This window comes from Desulfogranum marinum (genome assembly GCF_016918565.1).
In the GTDB taxonomy this organism is placed as follows: domain Bacteria; phylum Desulfobacterota; class Desulfobulbia; order Desulfobulbales; family Desulfobulbaceae; genus Desulfogranum; species Desulfogranum marinum.
On record NZ_JAFFQD010000002.1, the window covers coordinates 117,575 to 135,500 of the forward strand.

14 protein-coding genes are annotated in these 17,926 nt (G+C 50.8%); all 14 read right to left on the reverse strand.

What is annotated here, in order from left to right; genetic code table 11:
- Positions 1–6 precede the first annotated feature (6 nt).
- The 14 genes from JWH17_RS02420 to JWH17_RS02485 all read right to left on the reverse strand — a co-directional run bounded on the left by JWH17_RS02420 (position 7) and on the right by JWH17_RS02485 (position 17,378).
- Entirely contained in the window at positions 7–2,199 is a 2,193-nt protein-coding gene (locus tag JWH17_RS02420) for a sensor domain-containing protein (protein WP_205220961.1), read from the reverse strand.
- 611 nt (positions 2,200–2,810) lie between these two features.
- Positions 2,811–3,926 (reverse strand): histidinol-phosphate transaminase, encoded by a 1,116-nt coding sequence (hisC, locus tag JWH17_RS02425; RefSeq protein WP_232370839.1) that lies wholly within the window; start codon positions 3,924–3,926, stop codon positions 2,811–2,813.
- Entirely contained in the window at positions 3,919–5,214 is a 1,296-nt protein-coding gene (locus JWH17_RS02430; protein ID WP_205220962.1) for a hypothetical protein, read from the reverse strand. The genes hisC and JWH17_RS02430 overlap by 8 nt, the downstream gene beginning before the upstream one ends.
- 145 nt (positions 5,215–5,359) lie before the next feature.
- A complete protein-coding gene (locus tag JWH17_RS02435) occupies positions 5,360–5,791 on the reverse strand; it encodes an ATP-binding protein (RefSeq protein WP_205220963.1) in 432 nt (143 codons plus the stop codon).
- A complete protein-coding gene (locus JWH17_RS02440; RefSeq protein WP_205220964.1) occupies positions 5,791–6,120 on the reverse strand; it encodes an STAS domain-containing protein in 330 nt (109 codons plus the stop codon). The genes JWH17_RS02435 and JWH17_RS02440 overlap by 1 nt, the downstream gene beginning before the upstream one ends.
- Positions 6,111–8,075: a SpoIIE family protein phosphatase gene (locus JWH17_RS02445; protein ID WP_205220965.1), complete on the reverse strand. Its 1,965-nt coding sequence runs from the start codon at positions 8,073–8,075 to the stop codon at positions 6,111–6,113. The genes JWH17_RS02440 and JWH17_RS02445 overlap by 10 nt, the downstream gene beginning before the upstream one ends.
- 94 nt (positions 8,076–8,169) lie before the next feature.
- A complete protein-coding gene (locus JWH17_RS02450; protein WP_205220966.1) occupies positions 8,170–9,171 on the reverse strand; it encodes an ABC transporter substrate-binding protein in 1,002 nt (333 codons plus the stop codon).
- A gap of 39 nt (positions 9,172–9,210) precedes the next feature.
- Positions 9,211–10,209, reverse strand: a complete 999-nt coding sequence (locus tag JWH17_RS02455; RefSeq protein WP_205220967.1) for a GNAT family N-acetyltransferase — start codon at positions 10,207–10,209, stop codon at positions 9,211–9,213.
- Complete coding sequence (locus tag JWH17_RS02460) at positions 10,206–11,057, reverse strand: FAD binding domain-containing protein (RefSeq protein ID WP_205220968.1); 852 nt, start codon at positions 11,055–11,057, stop codon at positions 10,206–10,208. The genes JWH17_RS02455 and JWH17_RS02460 overlap by 4 nt, the downstream gene beginning before the upstream one ends.
- On the reverse strand, positions 11,051–11,527 hold the full coding sequence (locus tag JWH17_RS02465; RefSeq protein WP_205220969.1) for a (2Fe-2S)-binding protein: 477 nt from the start codon (positions 11,525–11,527) through the stop codon (positions 11,051–11,053). Before JWH17_RS02465 ends, JWH17_RS02460 begins: the two co-directional genes overlap by 7 nt.
- Positions 11,524–13,650: a xanthine dehydrogenase family protein molybdopterin-binding subunit gene (locus JWH17_RS02470; protein WP_205220970.1), complete on the reverse strand. Its 2,127-nt coding sequence runs from the start codon at positions 13,648–13,650 to the stop codon at positions 11,524–11,526. Before JWH17_RS02470 ends, JWH17_RS02465 begins: the two co-directional genes overlap by 4 nt.
- A gap of 5 nt (positions 13,651–13,655) precedes the next feature.
- Positions 13,656–14,456: a ThiF family adenylyltransferase gene (locus JWH17_RS02475; protein ID WP_205220971.1), complete on the reverse strand. Its 801-nt coding sequence runs from the start codon at positions 14,454–14,456 to the stop codon at positions 13,656–13,658.
- Between the two features lie 4 nt (positions 14,457–14,460).
- Positions 14,461–15,888 carry an MFS transporter gene (locus tag JWH17_RS02480; RefSeq protein WP_205220972.1) on the reverse strand — a complete coding sequence of 476 codons (1,428 nt, stop codon included), beginning with the start codon at positions 15,886–15,888 and terminating at the stop codon, positions 14,461–14,463.
- A gap of 17 nt (positions 15,889–15,905) precedes the next feature.
- Complete coding sequence (locus JWH17_RS02485) at positions 15,906–17,378, reverse strand: adenine nucleotide alpha hydrolase family protein (protein WP_205220973.1); 1,473 nt, start codon at positions 17,376–17,378, stop codon at positions 15,906–15,908.
- Positions 17,379–17,926 lie beyond the last annotated feature (548 nt).

Here is a 17,926-nt window from a genome sequence, read left to right on the forward strand (position 1 = left end):
TTGTCATTACAGGTTCCTAGCTTGTTTTTTTAGCAGCTGGAGAAAAGCCTCCGCCCGTAGAGGCTTGCTGAACAGAAATCCTTGGATCTCGTCACATCCTTTGGCGGCAAGAAAGTCTCTCTGTGCTTCCGTCTCAACTCCTTCAGCAACCATACGCAGCCCCAGTGCCTTACCAAGTTCGAGCATGGCGCTGACAATCGCCTCGGCGTCTGCATTTTTTCCTATATCACAGATAAAGGATTTGTCTATTTTGATCATGTCAAAGGGGAAACGGTGGATATAGGCCAAGCTGGAATAACCGGTGCCGAAATCATCCATCGCCAGGGAAAAACCCTTTTCTTTTAACTCATTGAGTCGAACAGCTGCCCTGCGTGGATTATTCATTACCAGGCTCTCGGTCAGTTCCAGCTCTAGATTTATCGCCTGAAAACCGGTTTTTTTCAGGACGCCATCGAGCATGTCAACCAATTCCTGGTATCGAAACTGTCTGGCCGATACATTGACTGATATCCGCAGATTGCATCCGGTTTCTTTTTTCCAGGTACTCGCTTCTGTCACTGCTTGGCGTGCTACCCAGTCTCCCAAAGGAAGAATGAGCCCTGTTTCTTCGGCGATCGGAATAAAACTGTCGGGCAGGAGCAACCCCATAGTGGGATGGTTCCAGCGAACCAGTGCTTCGGCGCCGATTACCTTATGCGTTTTGAGGTCGAACTGGGGCTGGTAGTAAAGCTCCAATTGTTCTTTTTGCAGTGCGTTGTGAAGATCCTGTTTGAGCTCAATCCATTTGGCTGCTTCCTGGGTCAATCCTTCGGCATAGTAGCGGAACCATCCTTTGTCATTGGCCTTAGCCCTGTACATGGCTGTATCAGCATGCATCATAAGGGTTTCAGGAGTATCACCGTCTTTTGGGTACAGGGCAATACCTATACTGCAGCCGTTGTAGAGCTGCCTCCCGGCAATGGGGAGTTTCCGGCTTACTTCATCGAGCAGCCTGCGAACAATGGTCGTGACCTGGTGTTCACTCTCCGGGGCATAGAGGAGAACTACATATTCATCGCCACCAATTCGGGCAACAGTGTCCACCTCCCGCACACAACCAAGAATCCTTTTGCCAATAGCTTTCAGCACCTGATCACCCACGGTGTGGCCAAGGGTATCGTTGATTTGCTTGAAATTATCCAGGTCAAGAAACAGGAGGGCGAGTTGCTGCTGATCTCTTTTGGCCATGATAATTGCCTGCTGGAGACGGTTGTCAAGCAGGTTACGGTTGGCCAGGCCGGTCATGGTATCAAAGTTTGCCTTTGTCTCGAGTTGCTGTTCATATTGTTTACGCTCAGTCACATCCTGGAGGGTTTCCACTGCGCCAACTATATTACCGTCAAGGCCGTAGAGCGGCACTGCCGTAAAATAAAGCCATTTGGGACCTGACTGAAAGTGGGGGAAATAAGCTGTTGCTTCCCAGGCCCCTTTGACCAGCGGAGAATTTTTGCAGATGCCCTGGTAATATTCCGGTACCTGATCTCCTTGGCCATCGACGATCAGGTCCGCCATCACAGGCCGTTTAGCATCGTAAAAAGCCTTCCATTGATTGCTGGTTCCAACCATATCTTGTGCGGGAACCTCGTTTAGTGCGGCACAGGCGCGGTTCCAGTGAGTCACCTGGTGATCAGTATTAATGACAAACATGGGTACAGGGGAACCATCTATAATTTCGTGTAAAAGATGCTCATTTTCCCTTAGCGCTGCTGCAGATGTTTTTTCAGCGGTGATGTCGCGCAGCGTTTCAATGGCGCCGACGATTTCGCCGTCATCATTGGTAAGAGCTGCTGCTGTGAAGGCAAGCCACTTGCCTCCATTGGGTAAGTGGGGGAAAAAACTTTCTGCCTCCCATGTACCTTCCAGAATTTGTGAAGGGGAATAGCCGGCACCATAATAGTGTGCTATCTGGTCCAACTTGCCGTCAACAATGAGATCTGCCATCACGGGTCGTTCTTCCGGGTAGAAGGGCTCCCAGGTTTTGGTCGTGCCGAGCATGCGCTTGGCTGAAACTCCTGTGATAATTTCACATGCCCTGTTCCAGTGCAAAATGCGGTGCTGGTGGTCAATGACAAAAGTTGCCACTGGAAAATTTTCAACAATCTGGGCCATGAGATTGTTTCCTTTGCCTCGTATCTCTGACATTTTGCTGAGTTTTTTCAAGGTTTCTCCACAGCGGTTTTACGGAGCAACTCCTATTGAAAATAAGGTTCGATTAAGGAAACCAATTGGGTCTCTGTTCATTTAGTTGCCTGATAATGATTAAAGAGACGGTAAACACCTGTTGAATTGAATATAAGGGCAGTACTTTTTTGGTGAAAATACGAACTACCTTATCAACTGGTCATTGTAATAAAGATAATACAAAGTGGTAAATCGTCCACCATATCTTGATGCGCAGCGGGGCAGGTTTAATCCGACAAACTTTATAATTGTATCAATCTTACCTACCAATAAGACAAAAAATCCATTGATATCCCCCCGCGTCAACTTACCCAAACACTGATTAGTCGCAATTTAGCCTTAGCTTGGATAAGGTCAACTACGCTAATAAAATCAGAACCTCTTCTTTCCTGGAAAGTTGACAGATTGGCTTGGTTTGTCGACAGAGGAAACAACTTAAATTTTGCCTGCCTAGATCCGATTAACATTGCCTGTACCTACCTTGATCATGTCCCGATGCTTTGCAGAAAAAGGGTCCGCTATAAAATATGGCCGAAGAGGTACTTTTTTTCTAAAATATACTATTGCGTTATATGAGGGGCGATCGATGATTATCTGTTGTCCAAGACCTCGACAAAAGCCTTGCAAAAAGCTTCCATAACAGGGCGCTGAACCAAGCTGACCCGTATCCAGTTGGGAAAACGGAACGTTGTCATGGTCCGTACCATGATTCCCTTACGCATCAACATTCTATACATCAGGGTATCAGGCAGAGGGACCTTAACCATGAGGTAATTGCCTTCATTACACACGTATTCAAGTTTACGCTCCTCAAACAGCCCGCAAAGCAGTTTCTTGGCCTCGCCAACCATATCCAGCGTTTCCCTGATAAACGTGCCGTCGTTTGATAGGGCGGCGACAGCCGCTTCCTGCGCAAGAGTGTTGACGGAATAGACGATGTGGGCCCGGCTTACTAATTCGACAATATCTGCAGTCCCGCAAAGATACCCGATGCGCAGTGCCGCCAGCGCATACATTTTAGAAAATGTGCGAAAGACAATCACATTGGGATAACGCTCCATCAGCGTCATGCCGTCCGGATAATCTTCTTTTTCCACATATTCGAAATAGGCTTCATCGATGACCACTATGGCCCGATTATCCACCTCATCAAGAAAGGCCTCCATGGTCTCTGTATCCCAATAGGTTCCGGTTGGGTTGTTGGGATTGCAGACGAAAAGAATTTTGGTATTCTCATCCATTGCATCCAACATGGCCCGATGATCGAAGCGGTTGTTTTTTAGAGGAATAAGTCGCGCTTCAAAGCCGGAGAACTCCGCCACCCATTCGTAGACAGCAAAAGTTTGGTCTGCGGTAATTATATTATCACCTTCCTCGCAGAAGGCTTTGATCACGCTACTGATTACCTCGCATGATCCGTTACCGATCAGGAAACGATCCGGGGTCTTTCCATAGAAGGCGGCCAGCTTCTGGCGCAGATAAAAGCAATCACCGCTGGGATAGACCGGCACATTTTTCACCGGGAATTTTTCCACAATGGTGCTAACTTCCGGCGGTGGCCCCAGTGCGTTCTCATTATTATTGAGCCGGTGCAGGTGGTCCACGCCATAGGCCTTCATCAGCTCCGGATCGGGCTTGCTCGGTTGATATGACTCGAACCCCTGGACGTAGGCAGGGACCAGTTTTTGAAAATCCAGGTTACGCATACTGGAACACCACTACGTCAGATTTTCCGCCCTTGGGTAAAAGAATTCGAGGAACAAATCCGTTTTCAAGTAGAGCACCCCCCATAGCAGCCTGCCAGCCAGACGCGAGATCAATGTGGAAAAAAATGTTTCGATAATCGTCTTCGCGGAGGGCGGCAACCTGCCTGGCAATCGATTCGGAGACATCGACTCCAACAACCATGGGGACAAAGGTGGCTTCCTTTAGTTCAGGACGAAGTCGGGTTGAAAAAACTGATCGTTCCGGCAACGACTCTCCCGCAGCATCGACCTGGCGGATCGTGCGCATGAGACACAGATCAGAATATTTCTTTTCCAGAAATTCGACTATATCATGATGGGCCCAAACAGCCCCTCCCGCGTCATCCCTGAGAAGCCGAAACCAGACCGCCATCTGGATGCTCTGTTCATCCTCCTGCAAAAACTCTATCTGGCCCAGAGACTCGAAATTTTCGGAGACAAGCTGTGCTGTAGCCAGGTCGCTGAACAGGCTCTCTGCATTGCCACGCCCAACCCGTTTAAGTAAATGCATCTCCAATTTCCTGGCGACATCATCACCCTCGGCAAAGATATATGGTCCGGAGAAACTGATACTGTTTTGCGACGGTGCCCGCCAGCTCAGCATTCCGGCCAGCTGTCCCTGCTCATCCACCGCAACGATCATGTCAAGGTACCCGCCTGCCACCATATCAACTGTCTTTCCCGGTGTGAAAAAGGCAGTATGGACCAGATAAGGGGGATACTGATTGACCACCGCGGCACAGGCCTCCTTGATCAAAGCCGGTTCAGGGTTGTCAACTATTGTCAGCGGACCTCTGAGCATTTTAGGCCGCACCAATTTCGGTTGCAGTACAAGGTATTCATAATCCAGACGCAATTCCAGATGTACCTTTCGCCCCTTTAATCTAACGGTAAATCTGTCCATCATACGGGAGGCGAGCAACAAACCGAGATGTTCCACCTCCTGGCCCGAATTGGCCTTTTTCTGGGCGGCAAGATTTATAATCCACAAATCCGATGGGGCTGCCTCAAAAGAAAAATCCACAATAACGCACCAGCCCCCATGGGTAATGGTAATTTGTACTTCACCTCCGTGTGCAGTCTGCGCCAGGTACGAAATGATTTCTTCTCCGGCCATAACAAGTTTCAACACCCGCTGGTGAGACATGCCGAACACCGAAGCAGCCTGTTCAATGGCTCCCTGGACCAATGGAATCAGGGATGAATCGGCAAATAGCCTGAGAGAAATCGAACGATTGGCAGTTTCCATGTAAATCTCCATACTGATACTGCGCTACATGGCCGAGGCAAGTTATAGCGGCGATTTCAGATTATAAAAAACGCTCTCAGCGGCCTTTTTCAGACGCAATAGTAATAAAACGGTGTGGCCCGCATTTTCCTTGAGTCCAGCTTGCCTATAAATGAAAGCAGACCGTAAAACAATTATTCTCATTCTGTCTTGCATAGGTACAATAGTCAGCCATTTGTGTGACCAGATAGACCCCCAGACCGCCTATGGGGCGCTCCTCCACATTCTGTTCCAGTGCGGGATTATCTTTTTCCAGTGGATTGAACGGAGGCCCCCAGTCTTGTATGGCAATGCAGATCATTTCGCCTTGGGTATCTCCATTGCTGTGGCGCGAACAACGTATATCCACTTCCTCTTTTAACTTTGGATGAGCATAGTTGACGATGTTTAAAAACAGCTCTTCCACGACCAGTTCCAGTTTACCTGAGAGTCTCTCCGGTACTCTCAGCATTTTGGCTTGACGGCGGACAAAGTCCTTCACCGCAGAGAGATTACCAAAATCAGCAGCAATACTGAGGGACGAATCGGTTTGGGCCATCAGGCTGCGAAAGCCTCTTCAACCGTGGGCACAATGGAAAACAGGGTAAACAGGCCGGAAATTTTGAAAACTTCCTCGACCATGCCGCTCACACCGCAAAACTGTATGGAACAGCCCTTCACCTTGGCTTTTTTAGCCGAGACAAGAATACTGCGAAGGCCAGCGGAACTTATGTATTCAAGGCCGGTCAGATCTACCACCACTTTTATTTCGCCACCGTCAATAACCAGCAAACACTCCTTTTCAAAGGCCGGGGCGTACACCGCATCCATACGACCGTTTACCTGCAGCAGGGTTCCACCCGCTCTTTTGTCGCATACTATATCCATCTGTCATCTCCTTCTTGTTTGGAACCTTTTCCAAGGTATTGCATGGCAAGCATCGTTATATCATCGGATTGTTCAGCCCCTCCAGTGAACTTTTTGAGTGACTTATCCACAGAGTCTACAAGCTGCTCAGCGGATTTTCCCAAACACTGGTTCGTTACCACCATCAGTTGGTCTTCGGAATAGAGGTTATTCATTTTATCCATGGCTTCGGTTACCCCGTCGGTGTAGATGAAAAGGGTATCGCCGGGATGCATGGTCATGGACTTGGTTGTGTATTGGGTGCCTTCCATTATACCAGCCACCAGCTCATTAAGAGGCGGAATCCACTCAGCGTCCTTGTTTTTGGGTAACAGTAGAGGCGGATTGTGTCCCGCGCTGGCATACCGCACTACGCCAGTGCGAATGTCGATGATTGCCAGGAAAAGTGTTACAAACATACAGGACTTGTTGTCTTCTGCCAGATCATCATTCACCTTGGCCAATATCTCGCCCGGTTCGAGTCGGCTTTCGGCAACCACTTTGAGAAGCGTTTTGGTTACTGCCATAAAAAATGCCGCTGGTACACCTTTACCGGAAACGTCACCTACCAGAAAGCAGAAATTGTTCTCATCCACGAAAAAGAAATCATAGAGATCGCCACCAACCTCTTTGGCTGGTTCTATGGATGCATATATGTCAAATTCCCGGTGCTCGGGAAAGGCCGGAAACAACTTTGGCAGGATACCCATTTGGATGTCGTGAGCAATGCGTAATTCCGATTCAATACGCTCCTTGGCCGCCGTGGTCTCTGTCAGGTTTTCGATGTAATTTTTTATGCTCTCACGCATGGCCTGGAAGGAATGGGTCAGTTCACCCACCTCATCTTTTGTGGTAGCCTCAGGTAACCTGGCCTCAAGGTTGCCTGAGGCCATGTCATTGGCTGAAACCGTCAACTCCCTGAGTGGATGGGTTATCCGTTTGGCAAGAAAGGTAATGAGCAGCGCCAGTGCCACGAAACCAAGGCCACCCAGTGTCGCCACCTCTCTGTTCAGGCGGGAGACTTCCGCCAGCATCTCTTTTTTGGAACAGACAAATCCTACAGACCAATGCTGGTCCGGGAGAGGTGAAAAATACAGGAAACTGTCGCCGGTCATTGGGAGGTCGTTTAGTTCTACCACCCCTGTCTCACCCGCCACCATCCTGCGTCCCACTTCGCGCAGCTGCGGATACTCAAGACTTTCAGCCGCCGTGAAGACGGTTTCATTCATCACCAGGTTTGCATTGGGATGTGCTATAAAGGTTCCATAACGTGAGAGCAGAAATACATACTCTGCTTCACGGCTGCTGAGACTGGAGATCAACTTTTGCACCCAGCTTATGGAAATGTCTGCAGTGACAACACCTTGCAACACTTTCTGTCCGTCCCTGTTTCGATAGAATGGCACCGTGTAGGTGGTCATCAACTCATAGCCGCCGCCTTTATCAAAATACGGTTCAGTCCAGATGGGGCGTTCAAGCTCCCTGGGGAGCTGGTACCAATCCATGTAAAAATATTGGTAGTCATCAGAACCAAGCCGGGCGAAAACAATGGGGCCGCCGTCCAGGCGGTAATGATATGGGGCATAGTATTGATTGTCGTGCTGAAAGCTGAAGGGTTCAAAAGCTATGGCTGAGCCGAATATTTCAGGATTGTTGATTAACACCCTTTGGCCCAGTTCATTGACCCGTTTTTCAGTCAGCCTGTCGTCTTCAAGGGAAAAAGCGACCGAATCAATCACCTTTTGTACCGTCATAAAGGCGGTTGAAATTTTTTTGGCCGTTGATTTTGCAAGCAGCGTCCCTCGGTCTTCAGCCAAGGCAACAATAATTTTTCTGGAGACCGAATAGTTATATCCCACTATGATTGCCAGAATAATCGTGGAAACAAGCAATGTAAGAGATGCCAGTCGGAATGCTATACCCTGAGGTTTCATCATGGTACCAGCCCTTTCCTGAATCTATTGGTGTTGTTTAAAGACCTCATCATTATAGATGTAATCAGAGTATGTTGATCCAATACAACAAAAAAAGTCATTGACTCAGGTCTTTGTAAAATTCGTGATAGGAAATGTCAGTTGTAGTGACGCCGTTTTGCAGCAGCATCTTGCTGGTGGCATTGAAATCATCAATTTTGAGCCGGGTATCCAGTTGTGACCGACCTTCCACCATAATAATGTCCTGCATACGCGCCAGCATCCATGTCTGGTGAGCTTTATTGGCCCTGACCTTATGCATTTTCATAATTCTCAGGAGGGTGTCGACTGTCTCTTTGGGATGGGCAAAGGCATACTCCCATCCCTTAACAGATGCCTGGACCAGGGCAGCTGCGGTTTCCGGTGATTTTTTCATGGTGGATTCCAGGCAGTAGATACCGTCCTCTGGCTGGTTCAGGTCAAGGTCGCTGAAAAAAAAGGTTGTCATTTCATCAGGGTTCAAGCCATAGGCTATAAGTCGATAGTATTCATTATACCACATGGCAAGGGTCGCATCGAGGCCACCACGCATGAAAAGCTCAAAGGAAGGAGCCTGGCGGACAAAGTCCACCTGGAGTTGTTCCCTGCGAAAAAGTGCTTGGGGTTGCAATTGGAATGTATTGCCCCAGGTACCGATCCTTGCCCCGTCCAGGTCTTTAATGGTCCTGATGCCGGAATTATTGCGAGCGACCAGCATGAGGGCTGAACGCTGTACGATCTGTCCAATATTAATCAGAGGTGCGCCTTTAGAGCGACGTTCTATGGCGGTAGACAGAAAGGCTGTGCCAAAATCAGCCTTGCCGGAAACAACACGAACCAGAGAGTCACTGTCAGCATCGCCGCGCAGGATTTCTACATTCAGGCCATACTCGCTATAAATACCTTTCTCTTTTGCCATGTAGTATCCGGCGAATTGGGCCTGAGGAAACCACTGCAGGGCTAGTCGTACGGTTTTCCCTTCATAAGCGCTGGTAGAATCAGCAAGCAGAAGGCCCAGTAATGTGAGCAGCAGGGGAAGGCATCGGTAGCTCCTGCACATTTTTTTATTTATCTGTTTCATTGGGTGTTTTTACCTCACTGAACTTCACGGGACGATTATTCAAGATGGCCTCCTGTCCACCTCCTGCCAATCCCTGTACACTGCCTCTGCAACAGCACGTCCCTGATCAGAGGCATACCTGGGCATGGAAAAATTGGGAGTAGTGGGGAGTTTTTGGAAGAGCATCCCGTCTGTTTCGAACCAAAGCGGCAGATAACCGCCGAGGAAAAATCCCTGTCCGCGAAGAAGGTCAACCGCCCACGGAGCTGCCGGATCTCCAATGTTCAACTGTACTTGCATGGCGCATCCTTCGGCCTTTGATTCAAAATGATTCAGGACATCAGGAAGGTCTTTTCCCATCCGCGAAACTGAAAGCTTGGCCATGGACGCACCGGGTATGAACGTCGGCTCTGTGATGGACTGCTGGGTCTCCGGTAAGGTTCTCATTGCACCACTGGATTGTATAACCCTTTCTGCTTGTATTACCCGGCAGCGCTGCTCTGTAAATTGCGCATGCGCAGGGTGAGGATAAATCGTATGGGGTGTATCCTCATAGAGACGAAATACCAGGAGCAGGGAGATGTTTGTGTCTAATCGCTTTTTATTGTCAAAATTCAAGGTCGGCAGCCATTCGAGCTCCAGGCCAGTGGGAAGCATATTAACATTTTCTGCCATATATTGAGAAATGGTATGGTTGCACAATGCTTCACCAAAGATGCCCTTAACTGGTATTTGGGTTGGATATATTTCCATCAAGGTGTGATTGATTGCCTCAGCTACCCCCTGGTTCCGATGGGACCTGGAAACCATAAGCTGTCCCACTTCATAGAGTAACGGATTTGGGGAGGAGCGGAAGAGGCTGCCCACCCCGGCCAGCCGGTTCCGGTCGTCCCTGGCCACTACTGCCCGATGGGCGACGCCGTCGTAACGCCTGGTGATTTCCTCGGGGTCGTAAACGTACTTCATGGGAAAGTCATCGCCATATATTTCCCGGTATATACCAGAGATATCAGGAGCATCTTGAGGGCTGAAAAGGCTGAGAGAAATAGGTGTATTCATGGCTTCGGGTGATTGAGGGTTTCGAGGAACTCCGCAAAGAGGTTTGCGGCCACCGCCTCGCGGTACAGCGCTGTGGAGCGAAGGTCATCAATGGGTTTAACCGAATCTCTTGCCATGGCGGCCAACCTGGCCCTGTCCCGGTAAAGCCGGTGCAGAGGAAGTCCGATGCATACGTCCTCTATGGGGCTGCAGCGGATAACTGTGGGGCCGACCGCGCCAAAGGCAATGCCAATGTCGCGGACGATTTCGTCATCAACCGCCAGGGAGACCGCTAAAGAGACCTTGGTGATGGCATTGGCCACCCGTGGACTAACTTTTCGGTAATGGAAAAGCTCCTGAGCCGGGACTGGAATGGTGATAGCTGCCAGTAGTTCATCAGGTTCTAATGCTGTTTTACCGGGACCGGTTATGAACCGGTGAACCGGCATCCGCCGTACCGAAGCAGGAGAGACTAGCTTAACCTCCGCATCAAGGGTATACAGGGCTGGGAGAGAGTCCCCAGCCGGAGATGCAGTGCAGATGTTGCCGCCAAGAGTGGCAATATTGCGCAGAGCAGGTGAGCCCATGGCATTGCAGGCAAGGGACAGGATGGGTGGGATTTGTGCGCTGGCAGCGAGCTCCGCCATGGTGGTCAGGGGACCTATACGTAGTTCATTGTTCCCTTTAGTTATGCCATGAAATGCCTTGACACCACCAAGAAAAACCATGGGCGGGCACTGGCCGTTTCGTATGTTTTCGGCCTGATGAATCATCAGGTCCGTACCGCCTGCATAAGGCAGTGCACCGGCTTTCTTAACAGCTGCTGCTTCAGTCGGGGTAGTCGGATAGGTGACTGCTTCGGTTACCATGCTTCTCCCCTTCTTTTCGCTGCCAGAGTGACCGCTTCAACGATCATGGCGTAGCCTGTACATCGGCAGAGGTTGCCTGCCATAGCGCTGCGAATGGTTTGCTCGTCGGGAGCTGGATCGTCCCGCAGCAGAGCGTAGGCAATCACAATCATGCCGGGAGTACAGTATCCGCACTGAACCGCTCCGGCGTCATTAAAGGCCTGGGCAAGAATGTCAAATCCGGGTGAGGAACGTAGTCCTTCTATGGTGGTCACCTGTTGTCCCTCTACTGCCCCGGCGGCCATGATACAGGAAAGGGCAGGAAAGCCGTTGAGCAGAATCATGCACGCACCGCACTCTCCTTCGCCGCAACCTTCCTTGATTCCGGTCAGACCAAAGTTATTGCGCAGCAGGTCCACCAGGCGGGTCTCGTGAGCAGCGTCAGCCTTTACCGGGGCACCGTTAAGATTGAATGAGATTGTTCTGGTCATGATGATTTTGTCATTTGCTGCATGAGATATTCAGGGGATATGGGCAGCCGGTATACTTCAACACCACAGGCATCTGCCACAGCATCGGCGATGGCCGGCGCTACTCCTACCAATGGTGGTTCCCCAACGCACTTAGCTCCGTAGGGTCCAGGTGGATAGGGGTTGGCGACCAGGGTACTCTTAATCGCCGGTGTATCGAGCATTGTGGGTATGATATAATCAGATAGGGAGTTGGTCATAGTATCCTCTCTCATGGATTCGAGCAACGCGTATCCCAGGCCTTGAACAACGCCGCCGTCGATCTGGCCGCGTATAATACGGCGGTCGATTGCGGTTCCCACATCCAGAGTTATCCACAGTCCGGTCGTCGAGACCTGCCAGGTCAAGGTATCCACCTCTACTTCGGCGATGACGGCACCCCAGACATAGGAGTGGAAGGGATCGCCTTTGCCTTTGGCAGCGTCCCACTGCAGATGTTCAGGCTGCCTGACCTGTGCCTGTACCTTGATCTCGCCGGGCTCATGCAGGCGTGGCTTGAGCTTCTCCGCCGCATCAACCAATATGCGGCCAAACAGAACGACAGACATTGAGGCTCCGGTAATGGAGGCCTCTGGAACGCAGTCGGTGTCGGCGTCGTGGTGGATGATACGTTCTATGGGCATCTCCAGTGCTGCTGCCACGATTTTGCGCAGGGCCGTATGCAACCCCTGCCCCATATCCACCAGCTCGGACAGGATTTCCACCGTACCATCCATATGTTTGAGCAGGCCCATATAGCGGGGAGGCATGGGAGAGCTGGTGTCCAGAGAGAACGGCGCTCCGAAGTTGAAGAGCGCCTGTCCGATTCCTCTGCGTATTCGACCGTCGGCTTTGACCTGCTTTCTGCGGGTTTGGTAGTCGGATATCCGCACGGCTTCCTGCATGACCTCGGGCAGAGCAACAGGAAAATGATATTTACCGCCGGTGAGGGTACTGTTACCCTGGCTGATGAAATAGCGGGATTTAAATTTGAGTGGCTCCAGCCTGTGCCTCCGCGCTAGAGCATTCATGTGCGTCTCGATGGCAAAAAAAGTCTGCGGGGCTCCGAACCCCCGATATGCACCTGGCATGGGGTTGTTGGTTGCCATAGCGCGTCCGCGGACACGGGCCGAAGGAAAATGGTAGACACCAGTGGCTTTTTTGAGCCCAGTATCCAGAACCATGACACAAGACATAGCATATCCGCCAGCCTGGAAGACCACATCCACGTCCATAGCAATAATGTTTCCTTCACTATTGAGAGCTGAGCGGACTTTCACTCTGGATGGGTGGCGTTTGCTGGTTGTGAGGAGGTCCTCCTCCCGGGTGTAGACGATTCGAACCGGGCGGTTGGCCTTGAGGGCGGCAAAGGCCGCCTGACCCGCTAGAAAAAAGGGGAGTTCTATTTTACCGCCAAACGCTCCGCCCAGGGGGTATTGCACCACACGAACACGCTCATGATCCCAGCCCAGTGCGTCGGCCACCACTTTACGGAGGGCATGGGGGCCCTGGGTGGAGGCATGGATCTCCAAACGGTCTCCATTGGGCACGGCAACGACGCACTGGGTTTCCATGTACATATGTTCCTGGTAGCCGGTGCGGGTTTCTGTTTCAAATACTTCAGCGGCTTTGCTGAATGCTCCGTCCACATCTCCGTATGCAAAGGTTTCGTCTATATAAACGTTATCGTTCCCGTAAAGCGGAGGCTTGTCTCCTTTCAGGGCTTCATCCAGCGAGTGAATGGCCTGTATTGGATCACAGTCAATATGAATTGTTTTGGCCAGTTTGCGGACAGTAGCAGGGTCAGGTCCGGCCACAAGCAGCACGGGCTCGCCGATGTAGCTGACCTTGCCGGGGGCGAAAAAAGGACAGGTATCCCGAAAATAGGAGACCTGATTCTGGTTGGGAATATCGTCGACACCCACGGTCAGATATCCTTTAGGCATGTCTGGGGTGACAATGTTGCGAATTATACCCCTGCGAACAGGGGAACGGACTGTCACCGCCTCAAGCATATTGTCAAAAAAGACATCGCCGATATAGTTGGTTGCACCAGAGCACTTGTCAGAGGTATCCGCCCTGTCGGTGTTTTTCGTGAACGCCATAAAGCTCACTCCCCATCCAGCCGGGTAATGTCGGCCACGCTCAGGCGATGGGTCATAAAGTCAAGCGTCACGTATCTGGGTGCGAACACCGGGGCACGCTCCATCAGCGTCGTGTCTGTCAATAGGTGAGCAAGAACCTCGTTGGCCAGCAAAACATTAGACGCGAGTCCACCAATGGCCGTGGTTGGAATAACACCTGCCGCCAATCCCTGTTTCATCCGCTGCATGGCTGCATCGCTAAAATTGCTCTGCATATGTGAAGGCAGAAGGCCGCCGCCTTTGTCCTGCTCCTTGGCCAATGCCCAAAATTCGTCTTCCTTCATACCATCGGGTGCGTAGTTAACCATGAGCGCGCCAAAGCCGATGGCTCCGCAGGTAAATGCGGGGATATTGTATTTTTCAAGCAGGGTCGGCGTCATCTTTTTCACCTCTTCACCCTTTTCCACATCAATGACTGCGACAAAGGCATGGCAAGCGTCGAGGAATTCGTCAAGATTTGCCGCGTGAATACCGTCGGGATAGGGTGTTATGTCGATCTCTGGGTTTATGGAGCGGGCAAGCTCCATGTAGACATCCAGCTTGGCACGATCCATGGTCGTGCCAAACGCTGCAGCCTGTCGGTTCATGTCAGGCGGATCAAAGATACCGTTTTCCGCTAACCGGAATTGGCTCGCGCCGCATCGTACCAGAGCAAGAAACGCCCCTCCGCCAACACCACCCAGTCCGGCAAAGGCGATTTTTTTTTGCTGCAGAATGTCGAAACCTTCTTGACCAAAAAAGGGCCGTGCCCTGTCCAAAAAATGCATGATGCTAGCTCCTTGTCCCGGTTGTTGCCTTAGCTGCGGCATTCGTTGTCGTAATATAAATGACGGCGATGGTAAGTAACAGGGCAGCGCATACCGTGACCCCGGTCAATGCGGTAACGAGTCCTCCCTCGGCAGCCACCGGACCTGTTTTGCCTGCCGCGCCCACAGCATAGAGATATGAGAAAAGCGACAGTCCGAGGGATCCCCCCACCGACATGGTCAGTGAATTCATGGCCGAAAAAACGCCCTCTTGTCCTGCCGGAGCGCATTCCAGTAACATTGCCGTACTTGAAATCAGCACTGCGGCAAAACCGGCACCAAACAGTATCAGCACTGTGGCCAGGAGTATGAATGACGGGCTGCCTGGCAATATAAATGCGGAGGAGGAAATGACTAACAGCCCCAAACTGCCACAGGTCATGATACCAGATCCTCCCAACCGGTCTGTGAGTTTTCCTGCAAGGGGGGTGACCACGGCCATGGCACCGGCGTTGGCAAGCATCAGCATACCGGCCGCTGAGGGAGACATGCCTACGCTGCGGGTCAAAAAAAAGGGAAAGATGACCAGGATACCGTTGAGCGCCATGAACAACACCACTTTTATGGTGATGAGCATAGTCAGACTACGATCCCGAAACACAGCAAGCTGCAGCAAAGGAGTCTCTGCTCTTTTTTCCACGGCAATAAACAGGATGAGGCTGCATACAAACAGCCCGAACAACCCGCCTGTTTGAAGAGGGTGCCATCCGTTTTTTGCAAGACTGACAAGCCCCAGTGGCAGGGTGGTAAACATAATGATACTCAATATACCACCTGGTAGATCAAGCTGTTTAATGTTTTCCTGAAAAGAACGCTGGGGGCGTGCCCTAGACCCCAGGTGCAGGGCAAGGGCGGCTCCTGAAAGAAGACAAAGAGGGATATTAATGATAAAGGCCCAGTGCCATGAAATATGTTGCGCCAGATAACCACCCAGCGGGGGGCCTATGATGGTACCAAAACTCATGACCATAATTACGGCTCCCAAAATACTGCCGATTCTGTCCCTGGGAAATTCGGACAGGATTAATGCCCCGAAAGAGGCGGCCATCATGGCTCCGCCTATGCCCTGAATAACCCGACCGGACAGGATGTGGCCAAAGGAGAGCGACAGCGCACAACCAATGGAGCCAAGCATGAACAAAAAAATTCCCATCAGAAAGATCATCGCCGCGTCAAAGATATCGGCACACCTGCCGAACAGGAGCTGCAATGCCGCCATCATGGTCAGATACATGGTGGCGAGCATCATTATCTGGTCTGCCCGGACCTGGAAGGCCGACTGCAGGGTAGGCAGCATGATGTTGACGATACTGGTATCCAAGCCGCTGACAAACAGGCCAAGCATCAATGATATCGTTATGACAGTCTGCGAAGATTGAGCGGCTTTGTCCATCGATGACGTCGAATTGATCATACCTTTGAACATGCAGAGCAGTTACAGAGAGAAAAAGGCAGTTCTCCTTCGTTGTCGATCACATCTCGTGAAATTCCAAGATCCTGAAGCAGTGGCTCCAGAGGCTGAGGCTCGCCGTGGTAGCCCAGGTGATCGATTTCTGCCAACCCTTCCTCACGGGTCAACAGGCCGAAGTATACCCCGGCACTGACTTCCACTATGGATTGGGGAAAGAATGTACTCCGCATGTTGGAGAACCGCATGAACTGACAATAATCCTTAACACGTTCGATGACGCAGCTGGTGTGAAGCATACCCTTGTGGTCAGGTGGCATTTGCCAGGCCATTTCCTGTTCAATTAGTTCAGTCGCTTCTTTCCATGTACCATAGCTTTCATTTGTTTTCAGGCGACGCAATTGCGGCACATGCAGTTCAGGGTCTTTGCGCGCCTGGTCAAGGGTCTGGTCGAGGTGCCGGTAAAGAGGAGCAAGCTGCTGCCTGACAGATCGCTGGTAGCGAAGGAAGTCAGACGTCATGGCGTATGGTGAATGGGGTTCCGGTGTATCGGCGACCATGCTGAAAAAATCCAGAGTCATTTCGCGCTGGCTTCTGGGGGGTGTCGGGGCATTTTTTTCCGGAGATTTCAATTCATTCATAACATAGCTGGCCACAGCCAGTTGTACTTCCTCCACTCCCTGCATGATAAAGGGAATCCGTTCCTCAACGGCCAATGGGAAGAAGAGGACATGGGCTACTGTGGGGCAGAGGCAAGGCAGTCCTACAGTTGTAAACTGACCACGCATAGCCTTGCGCACCATATCCCAGGGCAGAGTACGCTCAACCAGTTCGACTGTGGGCAGGAGCCTGACTGAACGGCGCAGATTCTCCCGGCAGGTGTCATTGGTGTAGGGCATGTTCCACGACACAGCCATTACCCGCAGGCCAAGCTTCTTTGCCAGCAGCCAAAGCAGATAAGTAGAATCTTTGCCGCCCGTGCACAAGACCATGACATCGAAACGGGACTGCGTATTGGTACGGGCGGCTTCCAGCAGTTCAGCTTCGGTTATATAATTCTGCGGTCCAGCCGAGATACCCGATTTCTCAGCCTGTTCATAACATTGACAAAAGGCACAGAGACCATTTTGGTCGAATTCCAGACCAGGAAGGAGAACGTCGTCATTGACGCAACGAATACATTGCTGCCGGTTGTCCGGGGTTGCTTGCCGCCTGACATCACCAATATCCACGATTGCTCCCTCTTCGACCAGCCAGGTGAACTGCGGATGGGAGGTCAGGGGCTCGGGCAGCGCAGAAAGCGAGCGGGTGCCGTTCAGGGTACGGATACCTTCCGCCACTTCAGGTTCCAGCTCTATGGTGGACCGTAGGTGATATGGGGGATTGCGAAGGCCGTAATAGACTAGGGCAGGGGTGTTGGTGTCATATCTCAGCTGCCAACGAAATTGCAGAGCCGGATGTTCGGGCAAGCGCATAACATCTCCTGATGCGATGGGAAAAGGACAAAAAAATATTCGAATTATGACTGATGCAGACCACTGATATAGAGCATGAAAAAATACCGGCGTTGATCATACTGAGTAAAGCGTTACAAGATGATGCCATCTTCTCTTTATTCACTCGGAACAGCGTCCATCATCAGTGTAGCAAACAATTTTGTTAATATGTAATAAAATCGATTTGTAATGTTACGTTCGAGTTGAGCTCTTTGCGGGAGACCCCCAAAAGAAACAACTACAGAATGTGTGATCTCTTTCTTCAAAACCAAAATAGGCAACCATGCACCCCTTCTAACCCGGATTTCTCATCAGTGAAGTTTTTCGCAGATCGAGGCGCAGGACACGCAGCAGGTAAGCGTAGACTCCGATAGTAAGCTACCGCAAATGGCCTGCAACAAAGAGTCTGCGGAAAAATCCGCTGACCCGGAGGGTGAGTTTTTTGATTATCGACGAAAAAACAGTCTGTTTTTTAAGCGCTACCGTATTTTATATAAATATCAAAAACTTAAGTCGAAAACCAAAAA

Coding starts and splice junctions, on each gene's coding strand:
- JWH17_RS02460 (WP_205220968.1), bottom strand. CDS start 11,057: ATGGTAACCGAAGCAGTCACCTATCCGACTACCCCGACTGAAGCAGCA.
- JWH17_RS02445 (WP_205220965.1), bottom strand. CDS start 8,075: ATGATGAAACCTCAGGGTATAGCATTCCGACTGGCATCTCTTACATTG.
- JWH17_RS02450 (WP_205220966.1), bottom strand. CDS start 9,171: ATGAAACAGATAAATAAAAAAATGTGCAGGAGCTACCGATGCCTTCCC.
- JWH17_RS02485 (WP_205220973.1), bottom strand. CDS start 17,378: ATGCGCTTGCCCGAACATCCGGCTCTGCAATTTCGTTGGCAGCTGAGA.
- JWH17_RS02465 (WP_205220969.1), bottom strand. CDS start 11,527: ATGACCAGAACAATCTCATTCAATCTTAACGGTGCCCCGGTAAAGGCT.
- JWH17_RS02435 (WP_205220963.1), bottom strand. CDS start 5,791: ATGGCCCAAACCGATTCGTCCCTCAGTATTGCTGCTGATTTTGGTAAT.
- JWH17_RS02430 (WP_205220962.1), bottom strand. CDS start 5,214: ATGGAAACTGCCAATCGTTCGATTTCTCTCAGGCTATTTGCCGATTCA.
- JWH17_RS02440 (WP_205220964.1), bottom strand. CDS start 6,120: ATGGATATAGTATGCGACAAAAGAGCGGGTGGAACCCTGCTGCAGGTA.
- hisC (WP_232370839.1), bottom strand. CDS start 3,926: ATGCGTAACCTGGATTTTCAAAAACTGGTCCCTGCCTACGTCCAGGGG.
- JWH17_RS02455 (WP_205220967.1), bottom strand. CDS start 10,209: ATGAATACACCTATTTCTCTCAGCCTTTTCAGCCCTCAAGATGCTCCT.
- JWH17_RS02475 (WP_205220971.1), bottom strand. CDS start 14,456: ATGCATTTTTTGGACAGGGCACGGCCCTTTTTTGGTCAAGAAGGTTTC.
- JWH17_RS02480 (WP_205220972.1), bottom strand. CDS start 15,888: ATGGACAAAGCCGCTCAATCTTCGCAGACTGTCATAACGATATCATTG.
- JWH17_RS02470 (WP_205220970.1), bottom strand. CDS start 13,650: ATGGCGTTCACGAAAAACACCGACAGGGCGGATACCTCTGACAAGTGC.